This window comes from Cupriavidus sp. MP-37, from assembly GCF_020618415.1.
In the GTDB taxonomy this organism is placed as follows: domain Bacteria; phylum Pseudomonadota; class Gammaproteobacteria; order Burkholderiales; family Burkholderiaceae; genus Cupriavidus.
In genome coordinates this window covers 889,295-906,703 of the sequence record NZ_CP085345.1, presented here as the reverse complement: position 1 = coordinate 906,703, position 17,409 = coordinate 889,295, and the positions used below count along the sequence as shown (strand labels likewise).

13 protein-coding genes are annotated in these 17,409 nt (G+C 68.6%); 3 read left to right on the top strand and 10 right to left on the bottom strand.

Features of this window, described 5'->3' with window-relative positions:
• Positions 1-50: 50 nt before the first annotated feature.
• From LIN44_RS20635 to LIN44_RS20600, 8 genes are all read right to left on the bottom strand, one after another.
• Complete coding sequence (locus LIN44_RS20635; protein ID WP_227316105.1) at positions 51-1,199, bottom strand: MFS transporter; 1,149 nt, start codon at positions 1,197-1,199, stop codon at positions 51-53.
• Between the two features lie 245 nt (positions 1,200-1,444).
• Positions 1,445-2,452, bottom strand: coding sequence for a tripartite tricarboxylate transporter substrate-binding protein (locus tag LIN44_RS20630; RefSeq protein WP_227316104.1), 1,008 nt, complete (start codon positions 2,450-2,452; stop codon positions 1,445-1,447).
• A 129-nt stretch (positions 2,453-2,581) separates the two neighbouring features.
• Positions 2,582-5,305, bottom strand: coding sequence for a nitrate reductase (locus LIN44_RS20625; RefSeq protein WP_227316103.1), 2,724 nt, complete (start codon positions 5,303-5,305; stop codon positions 2,582-2,584).
• Between the two features lie 38 nt (positions 5,306-5,343).
• The gene (locus tag LIN44_RS20620) at positions 5,344-6,585 is read right to left on the bottom strand and encodes an NAD(P)/FAD-dependent oxidoreductase (RefSeq protein ID WP_227316102.1); all 1,242 of its coding nucleotides are present in this window, start codon (positions 6,583-6,585) and stop codon (positions 5,344-5,346) included.
• A 57-nt stretch (positions 6,586-6,642) separates the two neighbouring features.
• The gene (gene nirD / locus LIN44_RS20615) at positions 6,643-7,026 is read right to left on the bottom strand and encodes a nitrite reductase small subunit NirD (protein ID WP_227316101.1); all 384 of its coding nucleotides are present in this window, start codon (positions 7,024-7,026) and stop codon (positions 6,643-6,645) included.
• Positions 7,027-7,052: 26 nt separating this feature from the next.
• Entirely contained in the window at positions 7,053-9,614 is a 2,562-nt protein-coding gene (gene nirB, locus LIN44_RS20610) for a nitrite reductase large subunit NirB (protein ID WP_227316100.1), read from the bottom strand.
• A gap of 62 nt (positions 9,615-9,676) precedes the next feature.
• Positions 9,677-10,996, bottom strand: coding sequence for an MFS transporter (locus LIN44_RS20605; protein ID WP_227316099.1), 1,320 nt, complete (start codon positions 10,994-10,996; stop codon positions 9,677-9,679).
• Positions 10,997-11,326: 330 nt separating this feature from the next.
• Positions 11,327-11,812 (bottom strand): helix-turn-helix domain-containing protein, encoded by a 486-nt coding sequence (locus LIN44_RS20600; RefSeq protein ID WP_227316098.1) that lies wholly within the window; start codon positions 11,810-11,812, stop codon positions 11,327-11,329.
• A gap of 78 nt (positions 11,813-11,890) precedes the next feature.
• Between LIN44_RS20600 and LIN44_RS20595 the strand changes: the two genes are divergently transcribed.
• Positions 11,891-12,472 carry a GNAT family N-acetyltransferase gene (locus LIN44_RS20595; RefSeq protein WP_227316097.1) on the top strand — a complete coding sequence of 194 codons (582 nt, stop codon included), beginning with the start codon at positions 11,891-11,893 and terminating at the stop codon, positions 12,470-12,472.
• 20 nt (positions 12,473-12,492) lie between these two features.
• Here the strand turns inward: LIN44_RS20595 and LIN44_RS20590 are convergent, their stop codons facing one another.
• Both LIN44_RS20590 and LIN44_RS20585 read right to left on the bottom strand, forming a co-directional pair.
• Positions 12,493-13,305: a DMT family transporter gene (locus LIN44_RS20590; RefSeq protein ID WP_227316388.1), complete on the bottom strand. Its 813-nt coding sequence runs from the start codon at positions 13,303-13,305 to the stop codon at positions 12,493-12,495.
• Between the two features lie 209 nt (positions 13,306-13,514).
• Positions 13,515-13,937, bottom strand: a complete 423-nt coding sequence (locus LIN44_RS20585) for a Fur family transcriptional regulator (RefSeq protein ID WP_227316096.1) — start codon at positions 13,935-13,937, stop codon at positions 13,515-13,517.
• 98 nt (positions 13,938-14,035) lie between these two features.
• On the opposite strand from LIN44_RS20585, the gene LIN44_RS20580 reads away from it, so the two are divergent.
• Positions 14,036-16,159 carry a TonB-dependent siderophore receptor gene (locus LIN44_RS20580; protein ID WP_227316095.1) on the top strand — a complete coding sequence of 708 codons (2,124 nt, stop codon included), beginning with the start codon at positions 14,036-14,038 and terminating at the stop codon, positions 16,157-16,159.
• Between the two features lie 10 nt (positions 16,160-16,169).
• The gene (locus LIN44_RS20575; RefSeq protein WP_227316094.1) at positions 16,170-17,390 is read left to right on the top strand and encodes a DUF1624 domain-containing protein; all 1,221 of its coding nucleotides are present in this window, start codon (positions 16,170-16,172) and stop codon (positions 17,388-17,390) included.
• The last annotated feature ends 19 nt before the right edge of the window (positions 17,391-17,409 follow it).

The following is a 17,409-nucleotide window of genomic DNA, read 5'->3' as shown; positions in this document are numbered from 1 at the left end:
AGGGGTTTTGTCTTTGGCGCGGCGCTCGAGCCAGCGCTCGCATTTTCTTGCTAGACCGCCCGGCGCAGGACAGTGGCACCCAGGATGGCCCCGGCCAGGCAGATTCCACCGAGCAACGCGGCCGCAGGCGTAACGCCATATGTTGTCGACGCCCTCGCCGCAACCGGCAACAGCATCAGTACGGCAACGTTATTGACGCTCTCCGACGCCGCCAGCACCTTTCCTTTGTTTGCACCCGCCCGCTGCGCGAGGATAGCGGTGCTGGCAGGTGCCGCGATACCCAGTGCGGATCCCCAGGCCAGCAAGCATCCCACTGCCACCGGCAGCGCCATGGCCTTGGTCAGGAACAATGTCATGGAGGCGGCGACCATCACGGTAGCGAGCACCAGCGTGTTTTCCTCGCGCCCATAGCGCCGGCTGGCATGTCCGGCGAGTATGTTGCCGATAGCCAGCCCGAGGCCAAATACCGAAACGGCGATGCCGACAGCCGCCACATCCAGCCCATATCGCACCCGCAGCACTTCGCCCGCAAAGACATAGCCGGCAACCGCGCTGCCGTTCCAGGCGCCCTTCGCCAGCAGAAGACGGAACACGCCTGACCCTGGCTCCGTGCTCGCCGACGGCTTCCGGATCAAGCTGGCGCGTGACAAATCGTGCGGAATCACGAACCAGCCCGCGGCGAATGCGGCAAGGCAACTCCCGGCGACCAGCAGAAACGGCGCGCGCCAACCCCACGCGTCGGCCAGCAAGCCGGCCATGGCGGGCCCGGCCGCGATGCCCGCGGTCATGCCAAGCATGACGCCACCCATGGCGCCCGCCTGTCTCGTCGGCGGAATCCGGTCGGCGATCAGGGCGAAGACGGTCGGAATCGTCGCGGCAGCGGCCAGGCCGCCCAGGATTCGCAGGGCCATGGCCGCCTGCAGCGTAGGGACCAGAGTCAGGGCGAGGCTATCCGCCGTGAACAGCAGCATGGCGGCGAGCAGCACTCCGCGCCGTCCGGCGCGATCCGACAGCCAGCCCATCAGCGGCGCCGCCGCGGCGTAGGACAAGGCGTAGGCCGAGACCAGGCCCGCGGCCTGCGTCGGTGACGTGTTGAAGGCCGTTGCGAGGGGCGCCAGCATCGGTGCCAGCATGAACTCCGCGGCCCCGACCATGCAGACGGTAATGGCCAGGACAGGCAGCAGGAACGGCGAGGGCATTCGCAAACTCCGTGGGATCGATAGGTGATGACGGATAGCCGAAGCATGCGTCAAGCTGACGCAACGCGACGGCATCGATGGGTAAAACCAGCTAAATCGGGGAATTGAACGGCGCCGCAGCGGCCGCACAGGCAGAAGCGGTGCGCGCGGGGCACCAGTCAGGCGGGATAGGCGGACCAGGAGGGTCCGCCCGGAAGATACGAGATTCTAACGTATTGCCGGAAAAGGGACTGTGGGAAGCTGGCTTAGTCCGCCTCGACCTTCATCGACTTCAGCAGCGGTTGCCACTTGTCGCTTTCCGCCTTCAGCAGCGTCCGCAGGCCTTCCGGCGTCTGCTTGTCGACGGGTACGATTTCCGCGCCGAGTCCATCCAGTTTCTTGATCACGGCCGGATCCTTCAGGCCCTTCTGCAACGACCTGGTCAGCCGTTCGACCGCGGCGGAGGGCGTGCCCTTCGGCGCGTAGATGCCGTGCCAGACCTTGACGTCAAAGCCTTTGAGGCCACCTTCCTGCAGCGTTGGGGCATTCGGCAGTGCCTTGATCCGTGCCGGCGTGGTAACGCCGAACAGGCGTACGCGATCAGCCTGGATATGCGGCAGGGTGGCCGTGGTCTGGTCGCACAGCAGGTCGACCTGGCCGCCCAGCAGCGCGGTCAGCGCAGGACCCGCGCCCTGGTAGGGAATCGCGTTCAGCTTCACGTTCACCGATTGCTCGAACAACAGCCCGCAAAGCTGGGAGACGGCGCCGAGCCCGGCGTTGGCCAGCGACACCTTGTCCTTGTTTTGCGTGACGTGCCGGATCAGTTCGGGCACCGTCTTTGCCGGCAGGTCCTTGCGGCCCATCAGCGTCATCGGCACGTCCGCGACCTGGCCGACGTATTCGAAGTCCTTCAGCGGCGCATACGACAGCTTCTTGTACAGCGCCGGCGCGGTCGCCATGCCGTTGTGGTGGATCAGCAGCGTATAGCCGTCGGCGTGCGCGCGGGCGACAAAGGCGGCGGCCACGGTGCCGCCGGCACCGGTGCGGTTTTCCACCACCACGCTCTGGCCAAGGTCTTGCGACATGGCTTGCGCCAGCGTGCGGGCGACGACATCGGTCGGGCCGCCGGCGGAATAGGGGACCACCAGCGTGATCGGCTTGGCGGGAAAGGTATCGGCCGCTGCCACGCCCGAAGCGCCTGTCAAGGCAGAGGCCGTTACCAGCACACCAGCCAGCCATCGCGGACCGGCGTGCCAATACTTCGCATCCTTCATTGCTGTCTCCAGATTGGTGCCGCGCCGTGGGTCCGGCGCGGCTTGTCGCTATTGCGCGGCTAGCATGGCGCCAAGCCGCGGCGACCACAATCTGGTTCTCGTGAAGGATGCCTAATGCGTGGTGAAAGCTCAGGCCGCTTCGGCCACGCGCACCTCCACCAGCAGCTTCTTCAGCTCCGGCACGCATGAGCCGCAGTTGCCGCCGGCCTTGACGCAGGCCGTGATCTCGGCGGGCGTCTTCAGGTCGTGCTGGCGCACCGCATCGCAGATGGTGTTGCGCCCCACGCCGAAGCAAGAGCACACCGTGGGGCCGGTGTCGGCGCCTTTCTCCATCGGCTGTCCGAGCAGCAGGCCGATCCGGTCGGCGTCGTCCAGCCGCTCGCGTCCGAACAGGCCGGCGAGCCAGGCACGCGACGGCAATTCGGGACGTGTCGATACATAGACGCAGGCCTCGAGCCGGTCATCGACGACATGGCCGGCGTGATAGACCCCGGCGGCGCGGTCCTCGTATTCCAGCCAGTCGGCGTCCGGATCGCTCACGCCGAGCAGCGCGCGTGCCCAGGCGGTGCGATCGGCGACGGTATCGCGGCCGGCGAATTCGTAGCGCTGGAACTGGCGCCCCTGCACCCGCGTCCAGTAGGTCAGCGCTTCCGCCGGCAACGCGCGGCGGCTCAGCATGAAGCCATGCCAGTGCACGCCGAACGGCTCCACCCGCACGGGGGTGTGCTTGAACTCGGGCTCGCCGGAAACGGGATCGACCACCGGATTGACCAGCGCGCCGACGCGCGCGTCGGAGCTGAACTGCCCGTTCCAGTGGATCGGCACGAACACGCTGCCGCGCGGAATGCCGCCGCCATGCCGCACGCGTGCGACCATCGCGCCCCAGCGCGTGCTGACGCGCGCGAGCTTGCCTTCGCCCACGCCGCACAGCAGCGCGTCCTGCGGGTGCATGTCGACAAAGGGCTCGGGCAGGTGATCGGCCAGTTTGGCCGACTTGCCGGTGCGCGTCATGGTGTGCCACTGGTCGCGCACGCGGCCGGTGTTGAGGATCAGCGGGAAGTCGTCGTCGGGCGCATGGGCCGGCGCGCGCGGCGGCGTGGCGACAAAGCGGGCGCGGCCGTCGGCGTGGGCGTAGCGGCCGTCGCCGAACAACCGCCGCGCATCCTGCGCGCCTTGCGCGGGCACGGGCCACTGCACTGGTTCCAGTGCGTCATAGCGCATAGGGTCCAGGCCGGCCAGCCCGCCGATATCGAACGCGCGCGGCGCGTCATCATTGCGCCATGCGCTCAGGCGCGCGTGTTCGTCGAAGATCTGGTGCGGTCCGGCATAGTCGAAGCCGCCAAAGCCCATGCGGCGTGCCACCTCGCACAGGATGTCCCAGTCAGCGCGCGCTTCGCCGGGCGCCGGCAGGAAGGCGCGCTGGCGCGATATGCGCCGCTCCGAGTTGGTGACGGTGCCGTCCTTCTCGCCCCAGCCCAGCGCGGGCAGCAGCACATGCGCGGCGGCGTTGGTGTCGGTGCGTTCGATGATGTCGCTGCTGACTACCAGTTCGCACCTGGCCAGCGCACGGCGCACCTGGTCGGCATCGGGCAGGCTCACCACCGGGTTGGTGGCGATCACCCAGACCGCCTTGACGCGGCCGGCTTCGATGGCCTCGAACAGCTCTACCGCCTTCAGCCCAGGACGGTCGGCCATCGCCGGCGATTGCCAGAAGCCCTGCACCACGTCGCGATGCAGCGGGTTGGCCAGTTCCATATGCGCGGCCAGCATGTTGGCCAGGCCGCCGACTTCGCGCCCGCCCATCGCGTTGGGCTGGCCGGTCAGCGAGAACGGGCCCATGCCCGGCTGGCCGATACGGCCGGTGAGCAGGTGGCAGTTGATGATGCTGTTGACCTTGTCGGTCCCGGCGGACGACTGGTTGACGCCCTGCGAAAAGGCCGTCACGGTCTTTCCGGTCTGTGCGAACAATGCGTAGAAGTCCAGCACGTCCTGCAGGTTCAGCTTGCAGGCGCGGGCCACGGCAGCCGGATCGGCGCAGGCGGCGTCGGCGGCCTGCAGGGCCTCATCCAGTCCCGCGGTGCTGGCGGCGACGAAGGCAGCGTTGGCGTGTCCTTCACGCGCCAGGTAGCTCAGCAGCCCGTTGAACAGCCACACATCGGTGCCCGGCCGGATCGCCAGGTGCAGGTCGGCCAGTTCGCAGGTGGCGGTGCGGCGCGGGTCGATCGCCACGATCTTCATCTCCGGGCGGGCTTCCTTGGCCCGGGACAAGCGCTGGAACAGGATCGGATGGCACCACGCGGTGTTGGAGCCCACCAGCACCACCAGGTCAGCCAGTTCCAGGTCTTCGTAGTTGCCCGGCACCAGGTCTTCGCCAAAGGCGCGCTTGTGGCCGGCCACTGCCGACGACATGCACAGGCGCGAGTTGGTATCGATATTGGCGCTGCCGATAAAGCCCTTCATCAGCTTGTTGGCGACGTAGTAGTCCTCGGTCAGCAGCTGGCCCGAGACGTAGAGCGCGACCGAATCCGGGCCATGGCGGCGGATGATGTCGGTAAAGCCCTGCGCCACGGTGTCGAGCGCGTGGTCCCATGACACCTGCCGCAACTGGCCGTCCGCATCGCGCCGCTTGGGGTGGAGCAGGCGGCCCTCCAGGTCGACCGTTTCACCGAGCGCAGAACCCTTGACGCAAAGCCGGCCCTGGTTGGACGGATGCTGCGCGTCGCCGGCGATCTCGACCCGGCCGTCGGCGCGCACCGTGGCACGCACGCCGCAGCCGACGCCGCAGTACGGGCACGTGGTGGCGGTGGTAGTGGTCGGGGTTGCAGAGACCACCGGGATGTCGGACAGGTTCACGCGTTCTCCGTGCGGGGCGTTATATGGCTTGGGTGAGGCTAGGCAGCGAGCGCTTCGCACTGCGCCTTGCCGAACAGCAGGCGCTGGCGCAGCGCCGCCACCGGCTTGCGTTGCTGGATCAGGTCGAAATACCAGGCACCGTCCTGCACGTCGCCGTACAGCACGGCGCCGACCAGGCGCCCGTCCTGCAGCACCAGGCGCTTGTAGACGCCGCGGCGCGCGTCGCGCAGCACCAGGTCTTCACTGCCTTCGCCGCCGATGAAGTCGCCGGCCGAGTACAGGTCGACGCCGGTCACTTTCAGTTTGGTGGCGGTGGCCTGCTGCACGTAGCGGCGATGGCCGGCGCCGGCCAGGTGCGCGGCGCACACGCGCGCCTGGTCCCAGATCGGTGCGACCAGGCCGAAGGTGGCCTGGCGATGCTGCACGCATTCGCCCACGGCGTAGATGCGCGGATCGTAGGTCTGCAGCGTGTCGTCGACGACGATGGCGCGCTCGCAGTGCAGGCCCGCGCTGGCGGCCAGTTCGATATTGGGGCGCACGCCGGCGGTCATCACCACCAGGTCGGCGGGGATCTCGCTGCCGTCCTGGAAACGCACGCCGGTGACGCGTTCGGTGCCGAGGATCGCGGCGGTCTGCGCGCTCAGCAGGAAACGCAGGCCCTTGCGTTCCAGCGCGCCCTTGAGCAGCGTGGCGGCGGGCTTGTCGAGCTGGCGCTCCATCAGGCAGTCGGCCAGGTGCACCACGGTTACGTCCATGCCCTGGCGCAGCAGGCCGTTGGCTGCCTCCAGCCCGAGCAGGCCGCCGCCGATCACCACCGCGTGGCGGTGGTTGCGGGCGGCATGCAGCATGGTCTCGACGTCCTGGATGTCGCGGAATGCGATCACGCCGTCGAGCTGGTGGCCCGGCACCGGAATGATGAACGGCTTCGAGCCGGTGGCCAGCAGCAGGCGGTCATAGCGCACCTCGCGTCCCGAGGCGGAACGCACGATGCGGCGCGGCCGGTCGATCGCGACCACCGGATCGCCGGCGAGCAGCTCGATGCCGTTCTCTTCGTACCACTCGCGCGTGTTGAGCATGATGTCCGCCACGGTCTTCTCGCCGGCCAGCACGGGCGACAGCAGGATGCGGTTGTAGTTGCCGTGCGGCTCGGCGCCGAACACCGTGATGTCGTACAGGTCCGGCGCCAGCCGCAGCAGCTCCTCGACGGTGCGCATGCCGGCCATGCCGTTGCCGACGACGACCAGGCGTGGTCGGGCTTGGGGGGTGGCGGAAGGCGTCATGCCGGCATCTCCGTGGGCGGGGCAGGTGGGCAGGGGCAGCATCGATAGGGGCCAGGGTCAGGCTGCGAGTTCTTCCTCGGCCTCGCGCACGGCCGCGGCGGCGGCGATCCATACCTTGCCGTCATAGACGCGCGCGGCGTAGGCGTTGACCGAGTGCTCGGGCGCTTCCAGGCATTCGCCGGTGCGCAGGTCGAAGTGGTGCTTGTAGATCGGAGAGGCCACCACCAGGCGTTCGCCCAGGTTGCCGACCAGCCCGCGCGACAGCACCGCGGCCTGCGCGTTGGGGTCGAAGTTGTCGATGGCGTAGACCTCGTCGCCGCGGCCGATGCGGAATACGGCGACCTGCCGGTCGTCGACCAGCGCGCACACACCAGTATTGGGCACGATATCGCGTACGGTGCAGACGGCGGTCCAGGTTTCGGGATGGTGGGGATGGCTCATCACGTTCTCCTTGTTTGCGGGCACGGTCAGGCGGCTTTCGCGGGCATGGACACCACGGGAATGTGGCTCAGGCGGGAGCGCTGCAAGTTCCGTTCCTCCGGCGTCGCCGGACGGATCTGGCCGCGTTCTTCGATAAACACCAGGTTGTCGTCGCGGCGGTCGCTGTTGACGAAATGGCGGAAGCGCTTGCGTGTCTCGGGGTCGGTCACGGCCTTCTTCCACTCGTCTTCATAGGTGTCGACCACGTGCTGCATCTCGGCCTCGAGTTCGGCGGCGATGCCGAGCTTGTCGTCCAGCACCACGGCCTTCAGGTAGTCCAGGCCGCCTTCCAGGTTGTCGCGCCAGACGCTGGTGCGCTGCAGGCGGTCGGCGGTGCGCACGTAGAACATCAGGAAGCGGTCGATGTAGCGCACCAGCGTGTCGTGGTCGAGGTCGCTCGCCAGCAGTTCGGCGTGGCGCGGCTTCATGCCGCCGTTGCCGCAGACGTACAGGTTCCAGCCCTTGTCGGTGGCGATCACGCCCACGTCCTTGCCTTGCGCCTCGGCGCATTCGCGGGTGCAGCCGGAGACGCCGAACTTGATCTTGTGCGGCGCGCGCAGGCCCTTGTAGCGGTTCTCCAGTTCGATCGCGAGGCCGACCGAATCGCCCACGCCATAGCGGCACCACGTCGACCCCACGCACGACTTCACCGTGCGCAGCGCCTTGCCGTAGGCATGCCCCGATTCAAAGCCGGCGGCGATCAGCTCTTCCCAGATATAGGGCAGTTCCTCGGCACGCGCACCAAACAGGTCCACGCGCTGGCCGCCGGTGATCTTGGTGTAGAGGCCGTATTTCTTCGCCACCTGGCCGACGGCGATCAGGCCTTCGGGCGTGACCTCGCCGCCCGGCATGCGCGGCACCACCGAATAGGTGCCGTCCTTCTGGATGTTGGCGAGGTAGTAGTCGTTGGAGTCCTGCAGGCTGGCGTGCTCTTCCTTCAGCACGAACTCGTTCCAGCACGACGCCAGGATGCTGCCGACGGTCGGCTTGCAGATATCGCAGCCGAGGCCGTTGCCGTGCGCATGCAGCAGCGCATCGAAGGTCTTGTGCTGGCCCACGCGCACCAGGTGGTACAGCTCCTGGCGCGAGTACGGGAAATGCTCGCAGAGATGGTTGTTGACCGCCATGCCCTGCTTCTTCATCTCCGCCTTCATGATCTGCGTCACCAGCGGCACGCAGCCGCCGCAGGCGGTGCCGGCCTTGGTGCAGGCCTTGAGTGCGCCGATGCTGGTCGAGCCGTCGCAGACGGCGGCGCAGATCTCGCCCTTCGAGACGTTGTTGCACGAGCAGATCTGCGCGGTGTCGGGCAGGGCGTCGGCGCCCAGCGCCGGTTTGGCCTTGCCGCTGCTGTCCGGCAGGATCAGGAACTCGGGCGACTCGGGCAGCTCGATCCGGTTCAGCATCATCTGTAGCAGCGTGCCGTACTCGCTGGCGTCGCCGATCAGCACGCCGCCCAGCAGGTACTTGCCGCAGTCGGACACCACCAGCTTCTTGTAGACCTCCTTGCGGTCGTCGCTGAACTGGTAGATGCGCGCGCCCGGCACGGTGCCGTGCGGATCGCCGATGCTGGCCACGTCCACACCCATCAGCTTGAGCTTGGTGCTCATGTCGGCGCCGGCAAATTCTGCCGCCTCGCCGCGCAGGTGGCGCGCGGCCACGCGGGCCATGTCGTAGCCGGGGGCCACCAGGCCGTAGATCTTGCCGTCCCACAGCGCGCATTCGCCGATGGCGTAGATGTCGGGGTCGGAGGTGCGGCAGTTGTTGTCGACCGCGATGCCGCCGCGCGCACCGACTTCCAGGCCGCTGGCGCGCGCCAGCTCGTCGCGCGGGCGGATGCCCGCCGAGAACACGATCATGTCGGTGTCGAGATGCGTGCCGTCGGCGAACACCATGCGATGGGTGCCGTGCTCGCCGTCGACGATCTCGACGGTGTTCTTGCCGGTGTGCGCGGTCACGCCCAGGCCAGCGATCTTCTGGCGCAGCATGCGGCCGCCGCCTTCGTCGACCTGCACCGCCATCAGCCGCGGCGCGAACTCCACCACGTGCGTGTCCAGGCCCATGTCGCGCAGCGCCTTGGCGCATTCGAGGCCGAGCAGGCCGCCGCCGACCACCACGCCGGTCTTCGAACGCGCGCCGCATTCCTGCATCGCCTCCAGGTCTTCGATGGTGCGATAGACGAAGCAGTCCTTGCGGTCCTTGCCCGGCACCGGCGGCACGAACGGGTAGGAGCCGGTGGCGAGGATCAGCTTGTCATAGGACAGGGTCTCGCCGGTGGAGACCTTGACCGTGCGCGCGGCGCGGTCGATCTCGACGGCGCGCGCGTTCAGGCGCAGCAGCATGTTGTCGTGCTGCTCGAAGAAGCCCGCCGGCACCAGCGACAGGTCTTCGGCCGACTTGCCGGCGAAGAACTCGGACAGGTGCACGCGATCGTAGGCGGGACGCGGTTCTTCGCACAGCACGGTCACTTCCAGGTTCTGCGCGCCGGCTTCCGCCAGGCATTCCAGGAACTTGTGACCCACCATGCCGTGGCCGACGATGATCAGTTTCATGATGCTTTCCTTGTCCGGTAGTCAGTCTTTGCTGCTTGTAGTGCGGTGGGGCGATCCAAATTTCAGTTGGCCAGCGCGCTGTCGTACAGCGCCTGTTCGCGCGCCTTGTGCTCGGCGCTGAAGCGGATGGCGATGGCGCACAGCGCGGCGATGGTGGCGAGCACGCCCAGCACCGTCAGGGTCTGCTGCACGTTGCCCAGGCCCTTGAGCAGGAAGCCCGCGGCCACCGCGCCGACGTTGCCGCCCGCGCCGATGATGCCGGCCACGCCGCCGAGCGCCTTGCGGTCGATAAAGGGCACCAGGGCGTAGGTCGCGCCGCACGCCATATGGGTGAACAGGCCGAACATCAGCATCGCCACCACGGCCATCGCCACATTGCCGGCCTGCGCGAACCACAGCAGGCCCAGGCCTTCGCCCAGGATCAGCACGAACAGCAGCGTGGCGCGCGCATCCAGGCCGCGCCGGCGCGCCGCCTTGTCCGACAGCCAGCCGCCCAGCGCGCGGGCAAACAGCGCCAGCAGGCCGAAGCTCGCGGCAGCCATGCCGGCGGCCTTCAGGCTCAGGCCGAAGCGGTCGACGTAGTACATCGCGGCGATGTTGTGGATGAAGATCTCCACGCCGAAGCAGGCGCCGTAGGTAACGAACAGCAGCCACACGCGGTAGTTGGCGCTGGCGGCGCGGAAGCTGGCCCAGCCACCGCCCTTGCCACCATCCTTGCCAGTGATCTCGATGCCCCGGGCGCGCAGGTCCGCGTAGTTGCCTTCGGGGCAGTCCTGGGTGAAGCGGTAATAGACGACAGCCATCACCAGCATCAGCACGCCCGGCACCAGCAGCGCGATGCGCCAGCCGAAGGCGTGGTCCGCGCCGATCATCAGCACCGCGGCCAGCACCAGCGGCATCAGCGCCTGCGCGGCGCCGCCGCCGGCATTGCCCCAGCCGGCCGTGGTCGCGTTGGCGGTGCCGACCACATTGGGCGCGAACATCACCGAGGTGTGGTACTGCGTGATCACGAAGCTCGCGCCGACCGCGCCGATCAGCAGCCGGAACACCAGGAAGGTTTCGTAGTTCTGCGCCAGCGCCACGCCCAGCACCGGCAGCGCGCCCAGCGCCAGCAGACCGGTGTAGGTCTTGCGCGGGCCGAAGCGGTCGCACATCGGGCCGATCACCAGGCGCACCAGGATCGTCACCGCCACCGCCGCGATATTGATGTTGGCGATCTGGCCGGCGCTCAGGCCGAACTCGCCCTTGAGCACCGGCATCAGCGGCGCGCAGGCAAACCACGCGAAGAAACACACGAAGAACGCCATCCAGGTCAGGTGGAAGGCGCGCATCTGCGGAGTGCTCAAGCTCAGCAGCTCGATGCGGGTGGCTTTGCCGGTCATCGTCACTTGCTCCAAAAAACAAATGGCGTCCCGCAAACCAGCCGTGAAGCCGGTTCAGGGGACGCCGTTGTCCTGACAGCCGCTACATGGAACAGGGGCTGTGTATGTGGGGGCGGGCCGGTCGCCGTTGACGGGCCCGGACCCGATTACGCAAGGGGTGTGCCAACCCGGGATGTGACGGGCAATGGCGGGTAAAGGCAGGCAGCCGGGCGCGCGCGCGCCCCGGATGCGCTGTGGTGGGGCGGGCGGCCGGCGCGCGGCACGCTCATGGTGCAGTGCAGTGGACTGCGCTGGTGCGGTGCGGTAGCGGGGATGAGGGCGGAAGTGGCGTCAGCCGCCCGAGCGAGTGGAGGCTGGCTTTCCCACGGGAATGATCTGCATGTCGCGTGGCGATACCTCGGCACCGTCTTCGTCGACCAGCGCCGCGCGCACCCGCTTGCCGTTGGCGCGCGAGCGGATCTCGACCGGGCCGCCGTCGGCAGCCATGTGGCAGTCGCCCCATTGCATCAGGCCGACCAGCACCGGCAGCAGCTCCACCGCGGCACGGGTGGGACGGTACTCGAAGCGTTCGCGTTCGCCCGGTTCCTTGTAGCCGACCTTGCGCAGCAGGCCGGCGTCGGTCAGCGTCTTGAGCCGCGCCGACAGCACCGCCGGCGAGCATTCCAGCCGGCGCAGGAAGTCGTCGAAGCGCGTCACGCCGTGGAAAACGTCGCGCAGGATCAGGATCGTCCACTTTTCGCCGATCAGCGACAGCGTGGAGGCGATCGAGCAATGGCGGAGATCGGACGCAGTGGTGGTCATGATGCCGTGAAGCATAGCATGCTGGCTTCATTTGCAAAAGTCAGGTTATCTCCTATACTCTGGCTACAAATTATGAATCCAGAGGGTGGCAACATGGATCTCCAGGGCTTGGCGCGTGGCGCTGCGACAGAAAGCTGGACCGCGGGACGGGGCACGCAGATGACGCTGCGCCGCACCCGGGTTCAGGATGGCGCGGCGTTGCGCGCGATGGTCGACGCGCTGTCGCGGGAGAGCCGCTACTTCCGCTTCCTGACCGGGGGCCGGGTGGTGGACGAGATCGTCGCCAGCCTCGCCGCACCAGGGGACGGGGGCGTGGCGCTGGTGGTGGTGGCCCCGGATGACGATGGCAAGCAGGCCATCGTCGCCAGCGCCGAATATGTCGTGTCCGGCCAGATTGCCGAATTCGCCGTGGTGGTGGCCGATGCCTGGCAAGGCCAGGGGCTAGGGCGGCGCCTGATCGCCCGGCTGTGCGAGCTGGCGCGCGTGGCCGGCCTGCATGGCTTGCGCGGCGACGTGCTCAGCGAGAACCGGCGCATGCTGGCGATCCTGAAGGGGCTGGGCTTTGCCTGCCGCCGCAATCCGCAAGACAGCTACCTGCATGAAGTCTCGCTGGCGCTGGCGCAGCCGGCGCGCAGCGCGCAGGCGCTGCCCGCGGACTGGTTCAGCGCGCGCTGACCTGCCGCGGGTCCCGCACCTCAGTCGGCTGCGCGCTTGCCGCGCGCGGTCATGGTGCAGCCGACCGAGGCCGTGATGATGCTGGCGATCGCCAGCCACTGCACCGGGCTCAGCTGTTCATGCAGGAACACCAGCCCGGCCAGCGCGCCCATGGCCGGCTCCATGCTCAGCAGGATGCCGAAGGTGCGCCGGTGCAGGCGCTTGAGCGCGACCATCTCGAGCGAATAGGGGATCGCGCTCGACAGGATGCCGACCGCCAGCCCGAACAGCAGCAGCGTCGGACTGAACATCGCGGTGCCCGCGTGCGCGAGGCCGAAAGGCAGCACCACCAGTGCCGCCATGGTCAGCCCCAGCGAGGTGGCCTGTCCGCCGTGGGCGTTGCCCGCCATCTGCCCGAACACGATATACAAGGCCCAGCCCACGCCCGCGGCCAGCGCATAGCCGATGCCGACCGGATCCAGCGTGCCGGCGGCATCGCCCACCGGCAGCAACAGCAGCAGCCCGGTCACGGCAAAGGCAATCCACAGGAAATCGATCGCGCGCCGCGACGACAGCACCGCCACCGCCAGCGGCCCGGTGAACTCGATCGCGATCGCCAGCCCCAGCGGAATGGTCCGCAGCGACATGTAGAACAGCAGGTTGGTGGCGCCCAGCGCCGCGCCGTACAGCGCGATCGCGCGCGCGTTGGCGCGCGTCAGCGGCATGCGCCACGGTCGCCAGACGCACAGCAGGATCAGCGCGGAAAAGCTGACCCGCAGCGCGGTCGTGCCTTGCGCGCCCAGCGCCGAAAACAGGCTCTTGGCAAACGACGTGCCGATGCACAGCGAGGCCATCGAGCCGGTCAGGGCCAGTACGGCGATCAGGGTCGAGTGGCGGTGGGCGGTGGCGTGCTGCAAGGTCGGGTCCTGTATCGAGGTGGGGGGGCCGGTGCGGATGCTGCCGCATCATGCGGCAAGCGCGGCGCGGGCGCCATATACAGGTGTGCGAAGGCCGCTCAGTACAGTTGCGCCGCATGCGGCCGCAGTGACGGCCAGGCTGCGGCTCAGTGCTGGCGCGCCGCGGCCTTGCGCCGCTTGCCGGGCTTGCCGGCGCAATCCGGGCAGCGGCCCAGCAGCGTCAGTTCGTGGTGCTCCACCGCGAAGCCGGGCGGCGTGATCTCTTCCAGGTGGCCGGGGCACCCTTCCAGCGGAAACACGCGGTCGCACGTCAGGCACTGGAAGTAGTGGCGATGGGTCACGGCGCCGGGTTGTTCCGCCAGCTCGTACCGGTCCGCCTGGCCGGGCAATTCCACCGCGTGCACCTGCGCATCGTCGAGCAAGGCACGGAGATTGCGATAGACCGTGGCCAGGCCCAGGGACGGCACCTGGCGCTGGGCCGCGGCCAGGATCTCGGCCGGGCTCAGCGGCCGGCCGGCTTCGCGCAGCGCGTCGATCACGGCGCCACGTTGACGGGTCATGCGTTCCATGCCTAGAATCTTAGTGAGAATCTATTATCATTAGTGAGTCGCCGTGGTTTGCCAGTCGGATGGCCGCCGCGGCGACTCGTTTTTTTGGGGTGTTCCTTATGCTGCTTGCGCAGCCCAGCCGTGCCAGGCGCCGCGCGCCATTCTCGTCCCTGCCCGCCCTGATGCTGGCGGTCTCTGGCCTGGCCGAGGCGGCCGAAGCGGCCGATATTACGCTGCCGGCCGTGTCCGTGACCGGCACAGCCACCGCATCATACAACCCGCCCGAGGCCTCGGGCGCGACCCGCACCGACACGCCGCTGCGCGAGATCCCGCAGTCGGTGCGCGTGGTGCCGCGCGCCATGCTCGACGACATCGCCGCGACCCGCTTCGACCAGACCTTCGACTATGTCAGCGGCGTGGCGCGCCAGAACAACTTCGGCGGGCTGTGGGACAACTTTGCCATGCGCGGCTTCACCGGCAACGAGAACACCGGCGCCGGCTACCTGGTCAACGGCTTCGCCGCCAACCGCGGCTATACCGCGCCGCTGGACGCGGCCACCATCGACCGCGTCGAAGTGCTCAAGGGCCCGACCTCATCGCTGTACGGCAGCAGCGAGCCCGGCGGCACCTTCAACGTGGTCACGCGCCAGCCGCAGTTCCGGCCCGCGCAGCGCTACGGCTTCGAACTGGGCACGCGCGACGGCTACCGCGCCACCGCCGACGTTACCGGTCCGCTGGGCGAGAACATCGCCGGCAGGCTGATTGCGGTGGCCGACCACCAGGGCAGCACGCGCGACTTCATCCACAGCCAGCGCTACCTGGTCGCGCCGTCGTTCACATGGATGCTCGGCAACGACACCATCCTGCAGTACGCGGCGGAATTCCAGCGCTACACCACGCCGATGGACCGCGGCGTGGTGGCCGTCAACGGCCAGCTGGGCCGCATCCCGCGCTCGCGCTTCCTGGGCGAGTCCGGTGACGGCAGCCTGCGCCTGGACAGCCAGTCGCACCAGCTCAGCGTCGAGCACCAGTTCTCGCCGCAGTGGCAGGGCAGGCTCGGCCTGTCGTACCGCGGCGGCGCGCTGGCGGGGCATTCGAGCGAGGCCGCCGCGCTCGCCGCCGATGGCCGCACGCTATGGCGCCAGCACCGCTACCGCGACTTCCAGTCCGACGATGTCGCGCTGCAGGCCAGCGTGACCGGCAAGTTCAGCACCGGCCCGGTCGGGCACGAGCTGCTGCTGGGCGTGGACGCCTACCGCTTCGGCAACACCATGGCGATCCTGCGCAGGAATCCCAGCGCCGCGGCGCCGTACGCGATCGACATCTACAACCCGGTCTATGGCCAGCCGGCGCCGCCGCTGGCGTGGAACATGGACACCTACGAGCGCCAGCACAATGTCGGCGCCTACGCGCAGGACCAGATCAGCCTGGGCGAGCGCTGGCGCGTGCTGGCCGGCGTGCGCTTCGACAGCTTCAGCCAGTCGCTCGACGACCATCTGCGCGGCACCCGCACCACGCAGCACCACAACGCGGTGTCGCCGCGCGTGGGGGTGAGCTACCTGGCGAGCAATAACCTGTCGCTGTTCGCCAATGCCAGCCAGTCGTTCCGGCCCAATGCCGGCAGCGATGCCGCCGGCCAGCCGTTCGACCCGGAGCGCGGCCGCGCGCTCGAGGCCGGCGTCAAGTTCGACAGCGACGATCGCCGCACCGGCGCCACGCTGGCGGTGTTCGAGATCCGCAAGCGCAATGTGCTGGCCGCCGACCCGGCCGATCCGTCGTTCTATGTCGCCGCCGGCGAAGCACGCAGCCGCGGCGTAGAGCTCGATGTGGCCGGGCAGCTCGGCAACCACTGGCGCGTGTCGGGCAGTTTCGCGCTGACCGATGCCGAGATCACGCAGGACACCCGCCTCGCCCCCGGCACGCCGTTGTCCAACGTCCCGCGCACCAGCGCCAGCCTGCTGGCGATGTATGAAGACGCGGCGCCGGTGGGGCAGCGCTACGGGGCGGGCGCCGGCCTGCGCTACGTCGGACGGCGCCCGGGCGACGTGCAGGACAGCTTCTCCTTGCCGGCTTACGTGCTGGTGGACCTGCACGGCTACTGGCAATACAGCCGCCACGTGCGCGTATCGCTCAACGTCGGCAACCTGTTCGACAAGACCTATTACGCCAGCTCGTACAGCAGCCTGTGGGTGGCGCCGGGCGCGGGCCGCAGCGTGCGGCTGGGCGTGCAGCTGAGCTACTGACGAGGAACCGATGATGCCGACACCCCTGGCGCGGACCGCCGCATCCCGAAGCCTGCCGGCCGGAACCGCGTTTGCCGGGCTGGCGCGGCCCGCCGGCGGCAGGTTGCTGTCCATCGACGCCCTGCGCGGGCTGGTGATCCTGGTCATGCTGCTGGACCATGTGCGCGACATGTTCTTCCTGCATGTACCGGTTGCCGATCCGATGGATGTTGCCGCCACCTCGCCGGCGCTGTTCTTCTCGCGGCTGCTGGCCCACCTGTGCGCGCCGGTGTTCATCGCGCTGGCGGGCGTGTCGGCCTGGCTCTACGGCAACGCCGGGCACGACCGGCGCGCGCTCAGCGGCTTCCTGCTCAAGCGCGGCCTGTTCCTGGTGCTGCTGGAGCTGACCCTGGTGGGCTTTGCCTGGACCTGGCGCCTGCCGCCGCAGGTGATCTACCTGCAAGTAATCTGGGCCATCGGCCTGAGCATGATGGCGCTGGCGGCGCTGGTATGGCTGCCGCGCGCGGCGCTGGTTGTGCTGGGCGTTGCACTGGTGGCGGGGCACAACTTGCTGAGCCCGTTGCACTTCGCCACTGACAGTGCCTGGCACGTGCCCTGGGCGATCCTGCACGACCGCACCTGGCTCGAGGTGGCCGATGGCCTGCGGGTCCGCACCTCATATCCGGTGCTGCCGTGGATCGGCGTGATTGCGCTGGGCTATGCGGCCGGGCCGTGGTTTGCCGCGGCCATGCCTGCCCACGCGCGCCAGCTGCGGCTGACCGCCTGCGGCCTGGCCGGGCTGGCCGGGTTTGCGTGGCTGCGCGCGCGCAACGGTTACGGGCAGGAACAGCAATGGATGCCCGGCGCGGATGCCCTGCATACCGCGATGAGCTTCCTCAACGTCACCAAGTACCCGCCGTCGCTGCTGTTCCTGCTGCTGACGCTGGGCACGGGTTGCCTGCTGCTGGCCTGGCTGGAGCGCGCGCAGGGCGGCCGGCCGGCGCGTCGCCTGGCGGTGTTCGGCGCGGTGCCGATGTTCTTCTACCTGCTGCACCTGTATGTGCTGCAGGGCCTGTACCAGCTTTGCGTGTACCGCTGGGGGCTGAACCAGGGCCGCGTGTTCGGCTTCGACCATGTCTGGCAGCTGTGGCTGGTGGCAGCGGTGCTGGCGCTGATGCTGTGGCCGGCGGTGCGCTGGTTCGCGGCGCTGAAGGCGAGGCGGCGGGACTGGCGCTGGCTGAAGTACTTTTGACCAGTGCCCCGGGCCGCCG